Consider the following 21304-nt stretch of genomic DNA (forward strand, 5'->3'; position numbering starts at 1 on the left):
TAATTGATTTCATTGTTGTCGCTATCCCTTGATAGAACCAAGCATAATACCTTTAACAAAATACTTCTGCAGGAACGGGTATATTACCAGCATGGGCACAACCATAACCATAACCCCAACCGCTTTCAGCTTTTCGGATACCATTTCCTGCTGCTGCATCATATCCATAGCCGACACATTGAAGTTCCCCTGAATTTGCAGCATCCCCTGAACGATAACAGTAAGATTCTGCAAATTCGTCTTGCTGATGTAAAGAATAACGCTCATGAACAAGTTCCAGTAGCCTACCCCGTAGAATAACGTCAGCGTAGCCAGCATCGGAAGAGACAAGGGCAGTATGATGCGTATGAGCAGCGGGACCTCGCCGCAGCCGTCAATCTGGGCGGAATCCACCACTTCTCCCGGGATGCTCTCAAAATAGCTTTTCATTATCAGCATATTATAGGTGCTGATCAGCCCGCCAAACCAGAGGGACCAGTAAGTATTGGTCAAATGCAGGCTATTCATGACCAGATATGTAGGAATCATGCCGCCGCTGAAGAGCATGGTGAACAATGCGGCCGTTGTGATCGGCTTGCGGGCGTAGAGGTAACGGCGGGATAAGGGATAGGCCGTCAGCACCGTGGCCAGCATGCTCAGGGCCGTTCCGAATAAGGTAATGATCACGCTGTTGGTGAAGGCGCGCAAGGCCGGCGTATTCTCAAAAAAGTATCTGTAAACGGTGAAATCAAGCCCCACCGGCCAGAACCAGACCTGACCCAGGTCAACCGCATGCCCCGAGCTTAGGGACAACGCAATCAAATGCAGGAAAGGCAGGATGCAGGTGAGTGAGATGATGATCAATACCACGTGAATAAAGTATACAAAAATTTTTCCGCTTGTCGATTCCCTCAAGAGGATTTCCCTCCTTTCTTCAGAATAATCCCTGATCGAATTTACGGGCCAATGCATTGGCCGACAGCACAAGCACCAGGCCGACAAAGGATTCAAACAAGCCCATGGCTGTGGTCAGGCCAAACTGAGCCTGCTGCAGCCCCACTTTGTACACGTAGGTGCTGATGACCTCCGCTTTCTGCAGGACAGTGGGATTCTGCAAATTGTAAACCTGGTCAAACCCTACTTCCATCAAACGGCCCATTCCAAGAATCAGCAGCAGAATAATCGTAGGTCGGATACCCGGCAGGGAGATATGCCAAATCTGCCTCAGCTTACCTGCGCCGTCCATCCCCGCGGATTCGTACAGGCTGGGGTCAATGCCAGAGAGAGCGGCAAGATAGATAATAGCGCCGAAGCCCATCTCCTTCCACATGCCGGAGCCGATAAAGATGGCAATCCATGAGTTTGCGCGGTACAGGAAAGGCACCGGCTCTACCCCCCATTGACCCAGCAGCTTGTTGATGGTGCCGCCGTCGATGGAGAACAAGGTCAGGATAATGCCTGCAACGATAACCCAGGACAAAAAATGAGGCAGATAAATAATGGTTTGAATCCAGCGCTTCAGCCAGCTCTTCCGGACCTCATTCAAGGCAATGGCGATAATAATCGGCGCAGGGAACCCGAAGATCAGGTTCAGAACGCTTAGGGCAAGAGTATTCCAGATAATTTGCAGTGTGACGTGAGACTGGAATAAAATTTCGAAATATTTCCACCCCACCCATGGACTTGACCATATGCCATCGTGAAAATTGTAGTTCTTGAAAGCAATCACAAGACCGCCCATAGGCAAGTAGCGGAATATCAGATAATAAAGCACTCCCGGTATAAGCATGGCAAATAGCGGAATATTCTGCTGAAACCGCTTTGTCTGGTAAAACGCCTCTTTGGCTGCCGGAGCTCTATCTGTTCCTACGGCGTCAGGCGTTGTTTTCATGGCTCCCCCTTCTTTCCTGTTAAAAGTTTTTGTTGGACGTGATGCTTATAATGTACCGCGGTTCGTCCATTCGGGGCCTTAAGAATCTTTAGGTCTTTCTGTGCGATTTTTGTTTTTCCTACAAACCAGCAGGAGCCTCCCGGAAATGGGCAACACCCTCATTCGGAATCCCGCTTTGCGGAACGGCAAAAAACCTGTGGCGGAAGCCACAGGCCTGCATGGATTGAACAAAAACCAGCGGAGGAAAGCTGTCAGGTAAGCAGCGTAATTGCCAGGAAAATGTACAATACCAGCGGCAAGATGCGCCGCTCGGATTCACCAGACCATAAAAGCCGGGACCGTAAGGGAAGAAGCAGTTGGGCGGTGGTCTGATTCATGCTCCCCCCGGTGATGCGTCCATCATTGGCCCCAACCGCTGTTTCATTGGTGTGCTTGAGTCCCCTCGGGCGCAGCCTTCGGTCCTCCGGCAACTATTGCTCTGAAATCGTCAAAGTCGATGGAGGCGTTGGCATAGCCATCGATGCCGAACCGCTGGCCGGTCAGCTTGTCGCCGCCTATGTGGCGGAAGTTGTAGTCAGTGGCCACCTCAACATCGTCTATATAGACGATATAAGTCTTGGCGTCCCAGTTTGCCACCATTTTGATTTTGTACCATGTATTGTACTGAAAGTCTTTGACTTTGACCTTAGTGGACGGTCCATTCTGGACTACAATTTTACCCATATCAAAAGCCGTGACCATGGAATAATTGCCTGTGCCGCTATCATTTCGCATCATGGCGCCATTGGCGTACTGAAAGCTGGTGTTTAGTCTGGCGCGGTATTCGATAACGATGCGCTGATCCGCATCAGCCTTTACCTCGCCTGCATATGGCAGGAGCAAGTTTGCCTTGCCCGAAGTAGCGGTTGTGGTCAGCCGGAGGAATTTATTCCCGGCCTCTTCCTGCACAGTGGCGGTAGCGCCATTGGTCAGATCTTCGATGGTAATGCCGTAAGGGTACTTGCCAATCGTATCCCCGGTGAAATCCCGGTAAGCGTTATAGATTACGCCGTCCTGAATGCTGTTCAGCGAACCTAACAAAGCTGCTTCCGCTTGAGCAAGCTTATCCAGTTCCTCGTCAAACTGTTCTTTGCTCAGATCGGCGTTTACGGCCATCTCTTCCGCCTTGTTCACTTCGGCCACGAAGGCATCATACTTGGATTTGCTATAGTTGCCCAGCCCATCGCCCAAAGGATAGGAGAAGTTGGTCAGCTTGTTGCGGAGTTGATTCACAATCTCATCAAGGCCCCATCCCGGAATAACGTTTACGGCAACGGTGGAAAGAAAATCACGGACATCCAGCTTCAGGGTGACTGGCACCTGAACAGTGCCAAGGGAGTTGAAGTCAAGTCCCTCCGGCTCCCAGCTGACAACCTCTGCCTTCTTCGACTGGCTGTTGTAGACAACATCAACAACGCTGGGCAGCTTAGGGGCCACTCCGGAAGGAATCTTCACTACGGAAGCAACCTGAACCGCATCAGAAGCTGCAATAACGGTCAAGTTGAGCGCTGCTTTCTTGCCGTTGTATTCGGCTGTAATAAGAGCTGTGCCCGGTTTAACCGCATATACCGATTGGGTCACAGAATCCGAATCAATCCTGGCCACCCCAGGATCGCTGCTGGTATACTGGGCAGCCGCTGTCACATTCTGAACCTCATAGTTGTTATAGCGTGCCGTCACCTGCAATGGCCCGCTTGTTTGCCCGCTGGTCAGGATGCGGTCCAATCCGCCGATGGCAACGGACTGCACAGCTTTAGGCTCCGCAGCAATGGTAACCGTGGCTGTGGCCGTTTTCCCGTTATATGTGGCGGTGATTGTGGTACTGCCCGCACTTACAGCCTTAACCCTAATCCCTCCGTCAATAACGGCGACCTTCGTATCGGAAGAACTGAAGATTGCTCCTGTGTCAACAGCGGTATAGGTAGTGCCCGTTACGGTATACAGGGGCAAGCTGCGGATTTCACCCAACCCCAACGTGTACCCCGGGGCATCGAATAACATTTCCGATGCATCCAGCTTAAATATATCCATGCTGTCGATTTCAGCAAGGTTGTTCCCCTTCGAGAAGCGGAGGATATTGTTGCCTTCCCTAAGATAGACTTTCGCCGTGGAGAGTCCCCAACGATTCAGGCCGGAATAGACGATGTTCAAATTGGCGCCGGAGCTCCCGTTGACCGACAAGATATGGGAGGCATCGGCCGCATTGGGTGAGCCGTTGGCATTGCGCACGGACAGCATATAAAATCCCGCCTCCGGCACGTTTACGGTAAACTGGGCATAATCATTGGCGTTCTTGATGTTGGCGATCTTCATCCCGCCGGAAGCGGTGCTTTCCAGCCGGACAGCGGGAGAAGTTTCACCGCCCGGACCCTTCATCAGCAGCGCGTTTTCCGCTTCATAGCGCTTCCGCACCGGCTCGCCCGAAGGCTTGGCAATCGGTGTGTTCGGATCGGCGGGCTCTCCCAGATTCGGCGTATTGTCTGCGTTCCAGGTGAATTTCTGCGTGTGGACTTTGCGGGTCCATCCCGATCCTGGCCAGCGGGCGGCATGGTAGATGATCCAGTCCTCTGTGCCGTCAGGAGACGTGACGATGCTGTGGTGGCCCGGGCCGTAAACGCCATTGGCGCTGGAGAAGATCGGTGTGTCTTTTTTCACCCAGGAGCCGGGATTCATCAAATCGTCGCCGATCTTGGCCGTGATCAGCCCGAGGCAATAACTGTCTGTCCAGCTTCCGTTTGCGGAATAGACCAGATTGATGGTGTCACCCTTTATCGTGACTTGGGGGCCTTCATTGATTCTGGCCGGGGACGATTCCCAATCATGTTCAGACGTCGAGAGTAATACCCGTTCCGAGCTGATGGTCCGTGGATCACTCATCTGCGCAATATATAAATTTTGGAAGCTTCCGTCCGTTTCTTCCCAACCGGACCAGATGAAATAGTGTTTCTCATTTACAGTCAGCACAGTGCCGTCGATCGCCCAACGGTCGGTAGAATCGGTAATCTTCCCTTTGAACTCCCAGGTGCCGGTCAACGGATTTTCACTGGCGTTCTCCAGCACGTACATGCGGTGGTTTGCGTTAGTTCCGTTGTCAGCCGCAAAGTAAATATACCATTTGGATTTGCCGTCGGTATCCTTGAGATAGTGCATTTCCGGTGCCCAAACATTGGAGCTGTACACGGTGTCCTTAATCGGCGTCCAGGCCAGGCTCCTCTCGCCCGCCTCAATGCCGCTGATGGTCTTCGCTCTGCGGATCATGATGCCGCTGGAGTTGACAAATACGTTGTAATAGTATCCGTCCGTGTGTTTGTAAACCCAGGGATCAGCTCCTGTCTGCATGATTACATTGTAGAAATCCGACACATTCTTCCCCTTCTGCGCAGACGCCGAATCCGGCTTAGGCGTCGGCTCTGCCGCCGCAGCCACTCCGCTCCATTGCGGTAGCATCAGCAGCACTGCGAGACAAAGCAGCAGATGTCTGAATTTTTTTTTGACCATGTGCAATCCTCCTTGGAATCATATCATTCTGTTGTCTATGGTGTTCATGCTCAACTGGAGAAGGCAATAGATTACCCCGCGGTACGAACTGTAGAAGCACCACCCGTCAGCCCTGATGAGTTGCATAAACCGCTTTCATTTTCTCGTTCTCTTGTATTGGTTTTTTTCCGCCCGTTTCCTCATTCTGCCTTTCGAAGAATCTAATAAAAATGTATTATCTTAATTTTTTTTGTAACCGTTTTACAAAATGGTTGCTCTACACAAAATGATCGTTCTGACAGGAGCGCAAAACCCGCCGCAAGCCTGTGGGCCTGCGGCGCCGGAGAAGGCATTCACACTTCTATTGTCTGTTGCGCAGCATGTTCAGCAATACTCTAATCGTCTCTGCTCTTGTTGCTTGATCGCCGGGAGCGAATTGGTTCCCTCCTTTGCCTTCAATAATGCCCCGCTTGCTCAAGGTCGCCACGGCACCCTTCGCCCAGTCAGGAATAGCCGTGTCATCCGCAAACCCTGTGGTAGCAGCCTCATGGCCTGACTGGCCCAGGGCGTTGGGATGGTGAACTGCCATCGGAAGAATCCCCATCAAACGAACCTCCTCCAGAAGAACCACCCGAATTTTTAACCGTCCATTACGCATACAGGGTCAGATTCGTCCCACCCATTGTGAATACCTGGCCTTCAGTGTAGGTGGCTCCGCTGCCATCCTCCCGTACATTCCAGCCGGCAAAGAGATAGCCCGGCTTCTTCAGATTGCCGGTATTGCCATAGAACGATACCGAAACGCCTTGCCCATAGCTGCTGTCATCTACCGAGACATCTTGCTGTGCCGTTGCCGTTATAGGTCACGCTTTAGGACTTTTTTCCGAATATCGCCGTGATCACCACCGCCTCGTCTGGCATGGTGAAGGTATTGCCAGTCACGTTCAGTCTACTGGGACTATTCACCTTCCAGCCTTGAAGAGCTGGCCCGGATCTGGCGTGGCGGTTAAGGTAATCGCCGTATCCTTGACCGCCGACGATACATTGGCGCTGGCAGTGCCGTGTCCTTCGGTTGCCACTGTAATGCTATGGTTGGTCAAAGCAAAGCTGTCCACCACATTGACACTGAACACAGCCGGATTCCCCTGATTAAACAGGATAGAGAAGTCCGCCTTATCGCCGCTCTTCAACCCCAGTGCGGCCATAGTCTCGCGCTTGATGGTCAACATATCCCCGCTGACCGTATAACCATCCGTTCCCAATGTGCCATTGTATACGGCACCTGTTACTGTTGCTGCGTATACCACCCCGGTCACAGACTTGGCTTCATTCCATATGATACTGGTGCTTACATCCCCGCGAACATAGAGATCATAGGTGGCCTTTTCAGGACTAACATCCGCGTCCTTCTTGGAGACGGTAACGGTGAAGTCCTTGGAGTAGTTCATGCCGATCTCGCTTCCTTCTTCAATCGTAGCGGTGACAATGACTGTTCCCGCTCTTGTGGCGGACAGCACATTCCCATCCAGGGTAGCTCTTGTTTGCCCGGCATCTTTGATGCTCCAGGTGATACTTTTGCGCGTGGCCCAATCCGGTGAGACTGTTCCGAAGAGAGTCAGCTCCTGTCCTGCCTGCGCTGCCGCCGGAACAGCAGTAATGTCCGACACCGCGTGGAATGTAGTGTCATAAAGGTTGCGCAGCTCAATCTTAAACCGCTGGTTGTCTTTCCCCTCGTCATCGGCCAACCGCATAACAGCGTTGTTTCCTTTAGACGCTTCATTGACTGTAATCACCTTTCCATTGCTTTTGTTGATCACTTTATAATAATCACCCTCCTTTTCCAGACGCCACTGTTCAGTATCGGAGGGAGTGGGAGCCTCTTCAATAGTTTGATTTAGAATAAGTTCTTGGATATCCGAATTAGGCTTAATATCGAGGAAGCGTGCACCACGCATAACTAGGATCCGGTAATAGCCTGTTCCCAGATCCAGGAATCGCACCAATTGACTATTGGTATCACCATTGGAATATTGGGTAACGGCTGCTCCCTGATTGTACTTCTCACCTGCCACACTCAGCGCTTTACCGCTATGCTTCGGCTGGATCTTCACCATCTTCTCGGGGGTAAGTTCCCTGGCCGTCGTTCTCATGAATCCACCGCTGAATTTATCCAGGATCAGGCTGTCTATATTGAGCTGTCCGGTATCTCCTTCCTCACGGCGGAATTCAATGTTATTCTTCCCGGCTACCAGATTGACCGTCTCGGTCGCGTCCATCCAGGTATCCCAATTCGCTGTCGGCGGCAAGGAAACTTGCTTGACCCGTTTGCCGTTCACATACATGCTCATGGTTCGGTTCGACGACTGTACACCCGAATAACGCAAGGTTGACGTATAGTCCGCTGTATAGGGGACATTCACTTCAAACCCGATAGAATCCCCTTTATTCTGGAATAAGCCAACATAACCGTTGCCTTCAAACCATAGACGGTCTCTTCCGATGCCTACCGTGCCTGAGAGGGCTGCTGCTTCCGCCTGATATTTCCAGGGCGTCCGCTTATTCAGATGAATATGATCGATATGGATGACACCTGAATCTCCGGTTGCACTCTTAAAAGTGATGCTGTTGTTCCCTTTGTTCAAGGGAACGGTTACAATCTGTTCCTTCCACACCTTGGCGCCTCCGGAGTAGGGAAGGACCATGTTCTGCAAAGGCGTGCCATTCACCTCCAGCGACAATGTTTTGCCGCCCTGCTCTGTGGCGTACCGCAACTTGAGATCATAGGAGGCCGCATATTCGGTATCCACAGAGAATCCCACGGACGAGTTCACTTGGGACAGACCGCTCACATAACCGATTCCCGTATTCCCATCCTGAGCCTGAACGATCCCGGAATCCGCCCCTCCTGTCGTTTTGGCGGATTCCGCCTCATACGTCCAGGTCGCCGCTTCGGTAACGGTGATATAATCCAGATTGACATTCCCCGTATCGCCGCTATCATACTTATAGGTGATGACATTGCTTCCCTCTTTCAGGAATACATTGTCATATCTGTCGGCCCACTTGTTCCATCCCTTCAGACCGAAGAAATTCGCTTGTTTGATCTTGGTGCCATTCACATACATGGTCAAGGTTCGATCTTTCCCAGTTCCAGCGCCATAAGCCAGCTTGACCGAATAGCTGCCCGCGTGAGGAGCGTTTACCGTAAAGCTGATCGCCGCGTTCGGCTCTGAGAACCCTCTGACAAAGCCTGAACCGCTATATCCCGTATGATCTTGAGCAATTCCCGTGCCGCCGGACAACTCTGCGCCCTCCGCTTCATACAAGACGCTTTTCTTGGCAATGATAGCGTCCAGCCCCAAAGCGCTTTTGCCGGAAAGACGTACGATGTTGCTACCGTCATTCAGCCGGATGTTGTGAACGGTTTTTAAGTCGAAGTTCAGCTTGTTCTCCGATCCGGCATTAGACGGGAATACAAGCGCGGTAGGAGCCTCCTGGTTCACGCCCAGCGTCATGGTGACCGGTACTGTCGTATTGTTATTGTAGCGGAAGTCCAGCGAGTAAATCCCCCCTGTATTCGTGTTGACTGTAAACTCTACGTAGTCGCTGTCATTGCCATTGCTGTACCGGGCATATCGGCCGGACGAGGCATAGATGCTGTTCATGGTTGCTCTTGCAGCCCCTGATAATTGCGCGTCTTCCGCTTCATAGACTTCGCTCTTCTCCTCCCCGGAGGGGCGGCTAAGCACGGTGCCGGGGTTGGACGGGATGCCCAGATTGATGAAGTCATTGTCGTCCCAATTGATCCGCTGGGCGCGAACCTCTCTGTTCTTGCCGCCTTGACTATGGGTCGGTATGCCATGGTATGTAATCCAGTCCTCTGTGCCGTCTTCGGATTTCAGGAATAACGGCGAGCCTGTCGAATAAGAACCGTTTTCATCCGAACGTTTCATGATCGGCTCGGGATGTTTATTCCATGCCGCTTCATTCTCCACACTTTGGGCCAGATCGGCCCAGGACAGGCCGACAGCATAGTTATCATGCGTGTAGCTGCTGGCGGAATAGGCAAAATAAACTTTACCGTTTCGCTCCACCACGGCTGCGCCTTCATTAACATTATCAACATACTTCTCCCAGTCGTAGGTCGGCCTGGCTAACGTAATCTCTTCGCCTTCCAATGTCCACGGGTTTTTCATTTTGACAATCGTGGGACATTCATCAAATCTCTCGTTTCCCGTTTTTGGATCTATAAAATAGAAATATTTCGTGTAGGTAAGGTATCTCTGCCCTTTGATGGTGACAAAACCGGTAGGCAGTCCATAGCTTTGCGTATTCAGCAACCCCTGTTGGGGTGTAAGTCCGTCTCCATTATCATAGGTTCCCTTCAGTTCCCAGGTCCCTTCAAATGGATCGGGTGAGCTGTTCTCCAAAACATAGGAGCTGGGATGGCCATAAGCAAAGCGCCCCGCATGATCACTAATCTTCGGACCGGAAGCGAAATAGATGTACCATTTGCCGTCGATCCTGTGCGCATCGGGCCCCCAAATAAATTCCAGGTTTTCAGGTAACTTCCATACCTCTTTACTCTTCGCGGTGGAAACGCCAAGAATGGTTTCATGCCGTTTCAATACAACATTGCCATCGCCTGCCGCCGAATAATAGTATCCATCGTCTTGCCTTTCAATGGTAGGGTCGGCTCCTTTCATCAGCGGGTTAAGATAATGGGATGATACATCCGCATAGGCGATATTGGTCAGCATCATTACGACCAGTACCACCAGAGACACAGCAAACAAACCAATTCTCCTCATTGTAACAATTTCCTCCTTAGTGAATTTTATGTGGAGCTTTTTGGCAGACAGGAAATGATCGCTCACAATAAACCGCTTTCATTTTCACTAAAAGCTTCGCTCCATTGATGCTTACACTGTACTGCGATCCCTCCATTCCAGGCCTTAAGAATCTTTAGGTCTTTCTGTACGATTTTTGTTATTTACCTAAATCCGCTTTCAAACCGACTGTCCGACTGCGGGGTGATCGAGTAGGAGACTTCATGATAAAGGTATCTACTTTGTAGGGGTTATAGTATCGTTCTTTATTCATGTCATATCGTCCCATGGATTATATAGCGGCGCTGGCGGAATTTAACAAGGAGGGATATCTAAAGTCATCAATGCGAAATATTGCCGGAAGCGCCGGCGTGGCGATCGGCAATATTTATCGTTATTACAAGAACAAGGATGAGTTGTTCGATGAGCTTGTTCGACCCGTCTATGAACGCTATGAGGCTAACATGGCCGAAATGCGACAAAAAATCAGCTTCAGTTACAGCAATGATCCCCCCGACGTGCTCAAGTATTACAGCAAAATCGAAGCGACGCTCATTGATTTGTTCAAGACCTTCACCGCCGAAATGACCATCGTCTTCAACCGAAGCGAAGGCACCAAGTACGCGCATGCAAAGCCCGACTTGATCAAGCTTTCTTTTTCCGTTATCGAGAGCATGATTCTGAAGGTCAGGGGAAATGAGAGCCTGAGTGAATATGAAACGGCTCTTGCTCGAATGTTATCCTCCTCGCTCGTGGAAGGATTGTGCCTGATTCTTAGGGATAACAAGGAAGGGTATACGTACAAAAAACTTGTGGACCAGTTGCTGAGCATCTATTCCACGGGTCTCAATTCCGTTATCCAACAAATGCAAGCTTCAGGGAGAGATCAAACACAATGACAAAAAACAATAAAGTCTCTACTATCCTGCTACTCATCGCTTTTGTCTTTGTATTTCTCGGGTATGTCATAATCAAATCGCTGACTTCTCCCTCAAGCAGCAAAAGTTATACGGCAACTGATATACAAAACATTCAGGTCGATGTCAAAAATGCCAATGTCCATATTGATACCACAGAGGGTCGGGAAAATAAAACAGAGGTTGAGGTTGTTGCCAAGGGCAAGTATGACAGCAGCCATATCCACTTCGAATCGAAAAACAATGCTCTTATCATTGAGCAAACCGGATCTCACAAGCTACTGAATGTTAACTTAAACAATAGACTGGATGTTTTTCCGAAAATCGAAACAAACGGGACGGCAAACCTGCTGGATCGAACTGCCGTCTCCAGTCAAAACGGCGAGATAACTATCGAAAATCTCAACAGCCGAGCGATTGTCGTTCAATCCGAGAACGGGGAAATCAGTATGAAAGAAATCTCAAGCGACGAGATTTCGGCCCATTCCACGTCCGGAGCTATTCATTTGGACGGGGTCAATACCTTCACTGGACACAAAAACGGAAAACGGCAGCAGCCATATCGTATTTAGCGACAAGTTGGAAAAGTTAATTGCAAATTCCACAAGCTCCTCTGGAAGCATCAACTATATCTTTCAAAATGATATCGCGCTTAATCTTAAATGGAAAGGCAAATGGGACAGTAAGCTAAAAAGCGATGAAGCCTCCGCCAATACAATTGTTATGGAATCCGACTCGGGACATATGTCCGCCTGCAGAAAGTAAGGAGAGGAACCATTATGCGCAAGGATTACATCGATTGGCTCAGAAATATAGGCATTCTGTATTTGTTCGTTTATCATACGGCAGGAATTTTTGATGATCACAATCCGTTCTATATCAAAGGGGAACCGAATGCATTCTCGTCTCTTGTGATTCATTCCTCTTTCTGGTTTATGCCGGTGCTCTTTCTACTAGCCGGCATGTCAAGCTTCTATGCGCTTCAGAGGAGAACGGCAGCCCATTTTATCAAGGAGCGTTTCCTGCGACTGTTGATCCCGCTTGGTATTGGTGCTTTGATCATCTTCCCTCCGCAGGGGTATTATGCGAGAAGATTTCATCTGTACGAGGAAGAAAGCTAGCTCGCGTTTCTGAAGCGTTATTTTACCGATATTTCCGATTGGTCCGAATATGCAGGCGGCATTTCCCCCGCTCATCTGTGGTTTATCCTGTTTCTTTTTCTCATCTCGGCCGGCCTTTTGCCGCTAATGCTCCGGATAATCAGGAAGAAATACTCACCTTCCTGGATGCGACATCCCCTTCTCATCATCTTGTCTTTTGCAGCAGGCTTGTCCGTTCTTTCCGTACTGCCTGATGTGAGCGGTAAGAACATTTTTGTCTATGCCGGGTACTTTATGTTAGGCTTCTTCATGGCGACCAGTGATAGGATCATGGACCTGATTGAGCAACGCCGAAGGCTGTATCTAGTGGCCACGTTAATAGGGACAGCCCTTCTTTTCCGGGAAATCTACACAATTCGGAAGCCAGTCGGGCTTTACTTCTACAGCTCTCCACTTGCTTCTTTATTGGGTAACTCTACTTACGATGCTCGGGTATGGCAAAAGGTATCTGAACCAAAAGTCAACCTTTATGACCTACTTTAACCCGGCTGCTTTTCCCGTCTATATTTTGCATCAGACTTATCTCATTATTATCGGTTTCTATGTTCTAAATTGGATCAATCACGGCTTCATACCATTTCTGCTTATCGCATTAATATTGTTCGGCATGAGTATCGCCACTTATGAGATTATTCGTAGAATAAAACCGCTCCGGGTCTTCTTAGGCCTCAAGGCCTGATAGTCAAGTGAACGAAATCGTATATGCGAGACTCTCTCACTTTCAGGCAGCCAGGGGGCGTGAAGAAAAACCAAACCAACGTCACCGGCATTGAAGAGCAGATCATCGCTTATACGCCAAAAGCGTCAGCACCCGAGATATCTTGGGTCACTTGGAGCAACTATACGGAATCGAGGTTTCGCCCACGCTGATTTCCAACCGTGACGAACAAGATCGTTCCGGTGATCAAGGAATGGCAAAACCGTCCGTTACAAAGCGTGTATACCATCGTTTTTCTGGATGCAATCCATTTCAAAGTGAAGCAAGATGGGCATATGGTGAATAAAGCGGCTTTCATGGTGATCGGCATTGATTTGGATGGAAACTGGAGAATGCATTCCAGCAGCGACGAGGAAACTGCCTGTTGATGACGGCCTCCCTGAAACTGTCCTGCCCGGAAAAAGACTTAGAACTTCGTTGCCATTATTTTGATCATTTTGTTTTGAGCAGTTGCAGAATAATCATCTACAATGGGCCAATCGCATTTAGGTGAAGCCATAGCACTGATAAGATTTAATCACTTAGAGAAGAAAGCAAATAAAATCTAAAAACCGCATCTATTTTTTAATCATTCAAAATTAATGACAATAGCTGTCACTATTATTGGCTAAACTAAAGTCAGGAACGGTCTCCTCCATCTTAAAATATTACCTCTTGTCCTCGCAAATTCTATTATCCGAAAGTAGCAACATAGTCGAATTCGGGTATACTTTTATTCTCCTCACAGACAAAAAAAGAAGACAAACTCTCTCCTAAGAGTAAGCTTGTCTGATTATAATCATTATGTTTTTTCATGTAGCTTTTAACCCGTTGTGTTCGACTCCTGACAGCCAGCTTCCGAAATATCGCGTCATCTGCCCACGCTGATTGAGGCACCGAGAGAAGCGTCACAATCGCAATCCCGAACACAATTATCTTGTAAAGCCGACTAGTAAGCGCCTTTCCACATTAGCGCCATAAGCATAGAATTTCTTATGGACATACAATCCCTTATTTGTACAGCTCCCCCTCTATTTTAGATAGATACGGACATATATTCCGTTTTCAAATAACGGATCTGACGTCCGATCAGTCCTTTGGGACAGCCATATTTTATAAAAATTTCGCCCGATTTGTGATAAGGTTCAGCGCGACTAATCTTAAACTATCCGTTAGCTTAATCCCGTAGGGAGTTTTCGTATACCTCCTTTTCACTTCAAAGGAGACTCGTCGGGAATGGGATCAAGTTCTTGTCATTTGGTTTTGACAAGAACTTGATCCCATAAAATAAAAAAAACCGCGATTTACGCGGCAACTAATGAGATAATGTTCTTGTCACCCGACATTAATGATGTTGACTTCCGACAAAAGCCGTATTATTTTTTGTTGTATGTTGAAGCAAAAGTCACCGTTCTGCGCTGCTGCAACATTAAATAGGCGTTCACCCAAAAATAGAGTGAACGCCTATTTAATAAAATTTGTTAGATGACAAATTGGTATTCATATATTGTTTAAATTACAAATTAGTTTTGAAATATATCTGACAAACTTTTGAAAACAAAAATCTCTTCTAAGTTCTTTGATTAAGTCACCATAGCCCGCTATTCGACAATGAGAAATTACAAAGCTGTTCCTCTCAGCCGTTTCATGGCTTTAGGGACAGATCCTTTTGGTCACCGAACGTTACTGGTTAAAAGACAGAACCAAGGCGTCATCAAATGATACATCTACAGAGGTGGTTCTGAATCCGATTTTCCCTGTTGTCAATTCCGTCACAGGATTGGTCCATTCCGTCTTTAAAGCTCCATCCACATAACCTTTTATGGTATTGCCTTGAATGGAAGCCTTGATCGTATACCACTGGTTCGCCTGAGCTGTGAAAGGAGTGCTGGATACCAGGGTCAGCTGTCCATTCACAGCTTTATGCAACTCCAATTTTTGATTCCATACATTTATGCGATACATATAATAATTATCCGCATTCTGAACCCTGAAGACGATGCCCGCATTCGCATTGGTGATGGGCATTTTCACTTTACCCTCATATGTATAGTCCGTCCAAGAATCACCGGCTGTAATAAGCCCAGTAGTCGAAGCACTCTGGAACAAGGTTTTCGTACCTGCTGTCACAACACTCCATGAACCTGAAGATGACGTCCATCCTGTCATATTTCCATCTTCAAAATTATCGTCCAATCGAATGATTGGGGACACAATGGCATCGTCAAAATGGACGACCATCGAGGTGGTGCGGAATCCGATCCCACCTGTGGTCAATTCCGTTACGGGATTGGTCCATTCCATTTTTAATGTTCCGTCCACATAACAGGAAATTTTGTTCCCCTCTATAACCGCCTTAACTGTATACGACTGCTTCTCAATGGCTGCGAAAGGAGTGCTCGTTACAAGCGTCATTTGTCCATTGACGGATTTATACAACTCCAACGTCTGATTGGATGAATTAATTCGATACATATAATAATTATTAGCGTCCTGAACCCTGAAGACAATGCCTGCATTGGCATTGGTAATGCCCATTTCCACTTTGGCTTCATAGGCGTAATCCGTCCATGAGCCGCCAGGATTGGCGACAATAAGGGATGTTGTTGTCTGACTGCCGCTGGACAGCATTTTATTCTTGTCGACTGTCGGTACGGTCCAGTCACCTGAAACGGATGTCCAACCCGTCGTATCTCCGTCTTCGAAATTGTCACTAAACAACGGCTTGGTATTGGCAAACATGATGCCACTTACATTGTCATTTAATACGCTAACTTTCAAGTCAGTCAGGTTTATTGCGAGCTTGCCTTTCACATAAACATCTGAGAACATGACACCGTTAACCATTCCGCCTTTGGTGACATTTCCGGAAAGTCTGGATTGCTCAGATCCTACCTCGCGAAGATTAATGTTCTTTAATACAACATTGTTTACATTGCCGGAAGTACTAGTAGAAACTGTAAGCCAATGATTCCCGAATTGATTGATACCGACTCGTTCGATATCGATATTTTCAAACGTAATATTTTGAGCGTAACCTTCCTCCGGAAGCGTATTATTTGTGTAACCATGATCAACCAGCAATGCCCTTGCGCTTTGATACACATATGAATTTCGGACGGTCACCCCGATCTGCGCCTGGGCTACCCCCTGGCCAATTTTGAAAGCCGCGCATCTTGTCCATGCAAATGCGTCATCAAAGACTACATTTTCCAAATGTTCAAGCGCTCCAGGCCATCCGCTAGACATTCCCGTCTGCAACCAGGTTTTCGTAGAATAAGTGTCATCATCCGATATGGCAATTGAATGTTTTACAAGCACATTCTGACTCTCGTTTATATCGATAACATCATTTTCGATTTTGTATAAATCCTGGAATCCCTTGAGATTTTTTATTGTAACATTGTCGGAACGAACAACCATGAACGACCAGAAACCGGCATCCCGCAATATTAAACCATCAAAATTAAAATTTGTAGTTGCGAGCGGGACCAACAGGTTATTCAATAATCCTTCATTTTTATTCGGTGCTGGCATTTTTCGCTCTCGCATCGCTATGCCTTTTCCGTCAATAGTCCCCCGTCCCCGTATGGTGATATCACTGGAGTTTACGGCAGTACGAATAAAATACGTTCCATCCGCATTTCGTGAATCCTTCCGAAAATCAATCCCATAGTCTTCGCCCATGCCAGTGCCGACAATGACAGCGCCTCCTGCCAGGTAAAAGGTCACATTGCTTTTCAAAGTCAGGTTCCCGCTCTTATAGACACCGGCTGGAATGAATACAATGCCACCGCCAGCTTGATAGGCTGCATCGATAGCCTGCTGAATCGCGTTCGATGCCATCGATGTCCCCGTATTATCCGCGGTGTATGGCGATTGGGTCACATTATAAATCCCGGCACCTGTGGATGGGGGAATATTCGTCTCCAAGGGATCTGCTGCGATGACAATTCTCTTCGTCTGGTCATTGATTTTTACGATCACATAGGTTGAGGAAGAAAGCGTAAACGTTAGCTTGTTCCCATTAACAGTCCCCTCGATGTTCTTGGCCATTGGACTGATGGAATAGGATGTAATCGGCACATTAGAAGTAACCTCAATACTGACCGTGCCGGCAAAAGAAAATTGAGCGTAGTCATAGTCATCCTTATAGTTGATCACAGGAATTGATTGGTTATCCGCTTTCAATGAAAATACACTGGATGCGGTATAGATGGATGGCATCGGGTAATTCTGAATCGTAGCTGGAGCTGCTCCAACCGTTCGGGGTAACAAACCTATGATTATGATGGCAAGCACTACCAACAGGCCGACTAATTTTCTTGTCATTGTAAACATGAATATACCTCCTTAAGATTATTCACTGCCCACCGATAGTAAGGCAGCGAAGCTTCGTACGCCAAACAAGGTCCTTGCTTGCGAATTATTGAAAGCATTGAAAGCGCTGACATTTATCGCAATAACAAACAAATCTATTTTGCGGCATTCTCTCCCCTTTCATGAAGTAATTATCTTATTTGTTTAGGCATGGCCCAATAAGATCGTTGAATAACTATCGTCTATATAGATGAAAACACAGACAAGAGGAGATCCTACGTCAGTCGTGCAAGCAAGTTCTCCTCTTATTGTAAAATAATGTTGAATTACTTACTTTTTCACAGTTGCATACCAGTCATTGACTTCTTTGTAGCTAGTGTCTCCGCCTGCTGATTTGAATTTGGCAATGAATGCATCAATCCCCGTAAACGGCTCAGCACCAAAAATTAACTTGGTTGTGTAATCGTTAGATTGCGTATTTAGATTTTGGAAGTTCTTGGAGAATTCCACCATATATGGCGCGTAACCTAGAAGATCGGTTACTTTGGTAGGTTCAGGCGCTAATCCATTCAATGAATTCCAGGCATCGTATAGACGCATATCCTTACGTACACGTGCCTGCCAATAAATAGGGTAGTTCTTATCGTCCGTTCCCGTTAAAAAGTTATTCGCTTGATTACGCTCATCAGTAAATATCGGTTGGATCGGTGAATATGCACCATCTTTGAGCGTGTAGTGTTTATTTTCTTCCCCAATAGCCATCGTTCTAAACGTATCTTTCTCCAGCTTCGCATTCATCCATTTAATCGAATCTTCCGGGTGTTTGGATGCTTTTGGGATGAAAGTAATACGGTCAAAGCCTTTTGAAGCAGATAGGCCCGTTTTACCATCTTTACCTTTCACTGCAGGGATAAACGTTGCTTTCGCAGTTGGGATATTTTTCGTTAATGCATCAGCAATCGTAGGGACATCCGACCAGTTCATCATAAGGATACCTGCTTTACCGCTTGTAAATTTCTCTTTCGTCGTTGCTGCCTTATTGGCAGCAAATTCTTTATCAATTAAGCCTTGTTTAAATAAATCAGCTACAAACGCTGCATAATCCTTGAAGGCGGGATCCAACACACGAGGTGTTAATTTACCATTCACATCATTCCAGAAATTCGGCATTCCGAAAGCACCAACAATATTTGGAATAAAGGATGAATCACCACCGACGGTTAAAGGAATATTCCCATCGCCATTCCCTCCGGGATCTTTTTCTTTAAACGCTTTCAAAACTGTAACTAGTTCATCAAGTGTTGTCGGCATTTTGAGTCCGACTTTATCCAACCAATCCTGCCGAATGTATAAATCTGTATTAACAGTCTTGGTGCTTTTCGTTGGAATGGCATATAGCTTCCCATCTACCTTGGCAGCTTCTAAAGCTTCAGGATCAATGACAGCTTTAATGTTCGGTCCGTATTTATCAATTAGCGGTCCAAGATCGACTAATGCCCCCTTTTTCGCATAATCGGAATAAAGTGCTTTAAAATCTGTGGTTCCTGCTATAGTCACTGCATCGTACGGCTCTCCTGAAGCGATCAGGATGTTCAGTTTATCTTGGGGTTTATCCTGAGGAAGCATATCATACTGAACTTTATAACCCGTAGCTTTTTCCAAATACGTAGCAACAGGGTATGCGTTATAATCATCCTTTTGCCAAATTTGCAGAGACTTTAGTTCCGGCTTTACAGTCGTAGCCGTCGGTGCCGTTGATGCTGCTGGTGACGTGGTGCTACTTGAGCTGGTCCCACCTGAGGAACAAGCAACGAGCGATGAAGCTGACAAGCAAGCTGTAAGCGAAACGAGCATCAGCTTTTTGTTTTTTTTCAACATACAAAAACCCTCCCTAGTTCATTGTGTAATAATATCATTAAGCCGTAGTAGGCATTAACGCAAGTTCTAGCCTTTCACTGAGCCAATCAGAACACCTTTGACGAAATGCTTTTGGAGAAACGGATAGACGAGCAGCATCGGAATAATAGAAGCAATAACCGTCGCCGATCGTATACCTTCAGGCGAAATCTTCATTATATCGTCCACACTGCTATTCAGGGCAGTCGAGCTATCTGCATCCATAACAATATCCCTTAGATATAATTGCAATGGTTTCAAACTTGCTTTCGAAATATACAGCATAGGATGAAAGTAGTCATTCCAGAAATACACCGCATAGAATAGCGCGATTGTAGCAATAACCGGTGTGCTTAGCGGAAGAATGATACGGAAAAGAATCGTAAAATTGCGAGCCCCATCCATTTTGGCTGACTCCTCTAACGCTTCAGGTAAAGATTCATAATAGCTCTTAATTACCAATAGATTAAAAACGCTAATCAGTGCAGGCAGCATTAAGGACCACAAACTATTGATGAGGTGGAGTTCCTTCATTAGTATGTAATTGGGAATGATGCCACCATTAAACAACATCGTAAAAATGAACAGGATCAAAACAAATGGGATTCCTGGCAGATGCTTCTTGGATAGTGGGTAAGCCGTCAAAGCCGTCAACATAATGGCGAGCACTGTTCCCACAACCATGACAATAATGGATACGGAGATCGAATGTAAAAACTGACTTGAAGATACAACATATTTCATCGTTTCTAGTTGAAAGCCCACAGGCAGAATGCCGACCTTACCCGAGATGACCGCTGATTCATTACTTAATGCTTTGGATAGTACATTGAGCATAGGCAATAGCGTAAGCACGCTAGACAATAGCAGCGTAGCATATACGCAGATATCTAGGGACCAGTCACCGATTGTTTTCTTTTTCATAGCTGCACCTCCTACCAAATGCTTCGCTTGACGACTTTTTTGCTGAGCTCATTGCCCAAAACGATCAAGAGGAATCCAATTACGGAATTAAATAAACCTACTGCTGTACTAAAGCTATAGTCTTGCTGTCCTAGACCTATTCGATATACATAAGTCCCAATAACATCACCAGATTGATAAACAACGGAATTATACATGGTCAAAATTTGTTCCGTACCTGCTTCGAGTAAATATCCGAGACGCAAGACAAGAATCAGGATAATCGTAGGCACGATACCCGGCAGAGTAATATGCAGCATCTGGCGAATTCGCCCAGCCCCATCAATAGACGCTGCTTCATATTGCTCTTGCTCAATGCCCGCAATCGCCGCAATAAAGATAATTGCGTTCCATCCGGATTCCTTCCAGCCTGCGGTAAACACCAGCACGCTTCGGAAATAGTCATTGTCAAGAAAGAACGATATCGGTGTACCACCGAAAAACGCAATCACATTGTTGACCAAACCTCCGCTTGGGGAGAGTATGGTAATGAACAGTCCGGAAATAATAACCCAAGACAAGAAATGCGGCAGAAAAATAATAGTTTGAATCGAACGTTTGAACCAGCTCTTACGTACTTCATTCAGCAGTAGCGCGATAATAATCGGAACTGGAAAGAGAAGCACAAGCTTGTACAAACTGATTAAGAGTGTGTTGATAAATACTTGCATAAATTCTTCCGAATGGAGTAATTTCTCGAATTGCGCCAAACCAACCCATTTACTTCCCGTAAACCCATCGAAAATGTTGAAATCCATGAACGCAATGATAATTCCATACATGGGCGTATATTTGAATAATAGTAAAAATAATAGTCCAGGAATAAGCAAAACGTAGAGATCTAAGTTTGTGAGAAACAACTTCCCCCTGTTCTTGCTAACCTTCGCCGTTCCGACACGTTGTTTCACTTCCAATGTTCTAACGCTCATATCCCGTTCACCTCCATGTTGTTAGATTTTAATCTTAAAGACTACTATCAAGTTCGAAGCATCGGCTATCGAGACGTGATCTCTGCGGCACTAGCCTACAAACACTATTATAAAACGCTTTCCTGATTGGCGAGAATGATGGATCTTCCTTTTATACTTGATGAATCTTACTGTTTTTATGAGAAGGTGTTTTGGATAAATGAAAGA

The 21304-nt window shown here is 46.9% G+C and carries 13 protein-coding genes and 1 pseudogene; 4 read left to right on the plus strand and 10 right to left on the minus strand.

Going from position 1 to position 21304, the window contains the following annotated elements; genetic code table 11:
- Positions 1-21: 21 nt before the first annotated feature.
- The 6 genes from OB236_RS14580 to OB236_RS14600 all read right to left on the minus strand — a co-directional run bounded on the left by OB236_RS14580 (position 22) and on the right by OB236_RS14600 (position 10197).
- Entirely contained in the window at positions 22-894 is an 873-nt protein-coding gene (locus OB236_RS14580) for a carbohydrate ABC transporter permease (protein WP_262684659.1), read from the minus strand.
- Between the two features lie 19 nt (positions 895-913).
- Entirely contained in the window at positions 914-1870 is a 957-nt protein-coding gene (locus tag OB236_RS14585; protein WP_262684660.1) for an ABC transporter permease, read from the minus strand.
- A 420-nt stretch (positions 1871-2290) separates the two neighbouring features.
- Positions 2291-5407 carry a family 43 glycosylhydrolase gene (locus tag OB236_RS14590; RefSeq protein ID WP_262684661.1) on the minus strand — a complete coding sequence of 1039 codons (3117 nt, stop codon included), beginning with the start codon at positions 5405-5407 and terminating at the stop codon, positions 2291-2293.
- Between the two features lie 340 nt (positions 5408-5747).
- The gene (locus OB236_RS14595) at positions 5748-5990 is read right to left on the minus strand and encodes an S-layer homology domain-containing protein (protein ID WP_262684662.1); all 243 of its coding nucleotides are present in this window, start codon (positions 5988-5990) and stop codon (positions 5748-5750) included.
- Positions 5991-6036: 46 nt separating this feature from the next.
- A complete protein-coding gene (locus OB236_RS40100) occupies positions 6037-6246 on the minus strand; it encodes an InlB B-repeat-containing protein (RefSeq protein ID WP_408638476.1) in 210 nt (69 codons plus the stop codon).
- A 102-nt stretch (positions 6247-6348) separates the two neighbouring features.
- Entirely contained in the window at positions 6349-10197 is a 3849-nt protein-coding gene (locus OB236_RS14600) for a CBM35 domain-containing protein (protein ID WP_262684663.1), read from the minus strand.
- A 305-nt stretch (positions 10198-10502) separates the two neighbouring features.
- On the opposite strand from OB236_RS14600, the gene OB236_RS14605 reads away from it, so the two are divergent.
- From OB236_RS14605 to OB236_RS14620, 4 genes and pseudogenes are all read left to right on the plus strand, one after another.
- Positions 10503-11114 carry a TetR/AcrR family transcriptional regulator gene (locus tag OB236_RS14605; RefSeq protein WP_262684675.1) on the plus strand — a complete coding sequence of 204 codons (612 nt, stop codon included), beginning with the start codon at positions 10503-10505 and terminating at the stop codon, positions 11112-11114.
- Complete coding sequence (locus OB236_RS14610; RefSeq protein WP_262684664.1) at positions 11111-11704, plus strand: DUF4097 family beta strand repeat-containing protein; 594 nt, start codon at positions 11111-11113, stop codon at positions 11702-11704. Before OB236_RS14605 ends, OB236_RS14610 begins: the two co-directional genes overlap by 4 nt.
- Positions 11705-11911: 207 nt before the next feature.
- On the plus strand, positions 11912-12253 hold the full coding sequence (locus OB236_RS14615) for an acyltransferase (RefSeq protein ID WP_262684665.1): 342 nt from the start codon (positions 11912-11914) through the stop codon (positions 12251-12253).
- A 768-nt stretch (positions 12254-13021) separates the two neighbouring features.
- A pseudogene (locus OB236_RS14620) lies at positions 13022-13336 on the plus strand (transposase); the annotation flags it as partial.
- Between the two features lie 1336 nt (positions 13337-14672).
- Here OB236_RS14620 and OB236_RS14625 read toward each other — a convergent pair.
- From OB236_RS14625 to OB236_RS14640, 4 genes are all read right to left on the minus strand, one after another.
- A complete protein-coding gene (locus OB236_RS14625) occupies positions 14673-17330 on the minus strand; it encodes a family 16 glycoside hydrolase (RefSeq protein ID WP_262684666.1) in 2658 nt (885 codons plus the stop codon).
- Positions 17331-17639: 309 nt separating this feature from the next.
- Positions 17640-19187 carry an extracellular solute-binding protein gene (locus tag OB236_RS14630; RefSeq protein WP_262684667.1) on the minus strand — a complete coding sequence of 516 codons (1548 nt, stop codon included), beginning with the start codon at positions 19185-19187 and terminating at the stop codon, positions 17640-17642.
- A gap of 66 nt (positions 19188-19253) precedes the next feature.
- Positions 19254-20129: a carbohydrate ABC transporter permease gene (locus OB236_RS14635; RefSeq protein ID WP_262684668.1), complete on the minus strand. Its 876-nt coding sequence runs from the start codon at positions 20127-20129 to the stop codon at positions 19254-19256.
- Between the two features lie 11 nt (positions 20130-20140).
- Positions 20141-21097: an ABC transporter permease gene (locus OB236_RS14640; RefSeq protein WP_262684669.1), complete on the minus strand. Its 957-nt coding sequence runs from the start codon at positions 21095-21097 to the stop codon at positions 20141-20143.
- Between the last annotated feature and the right edge of the window lie 207 nt (positions 21098-21304).

Source organism: Paenibacillus baimaensis, from assembly GCF_025567575.1.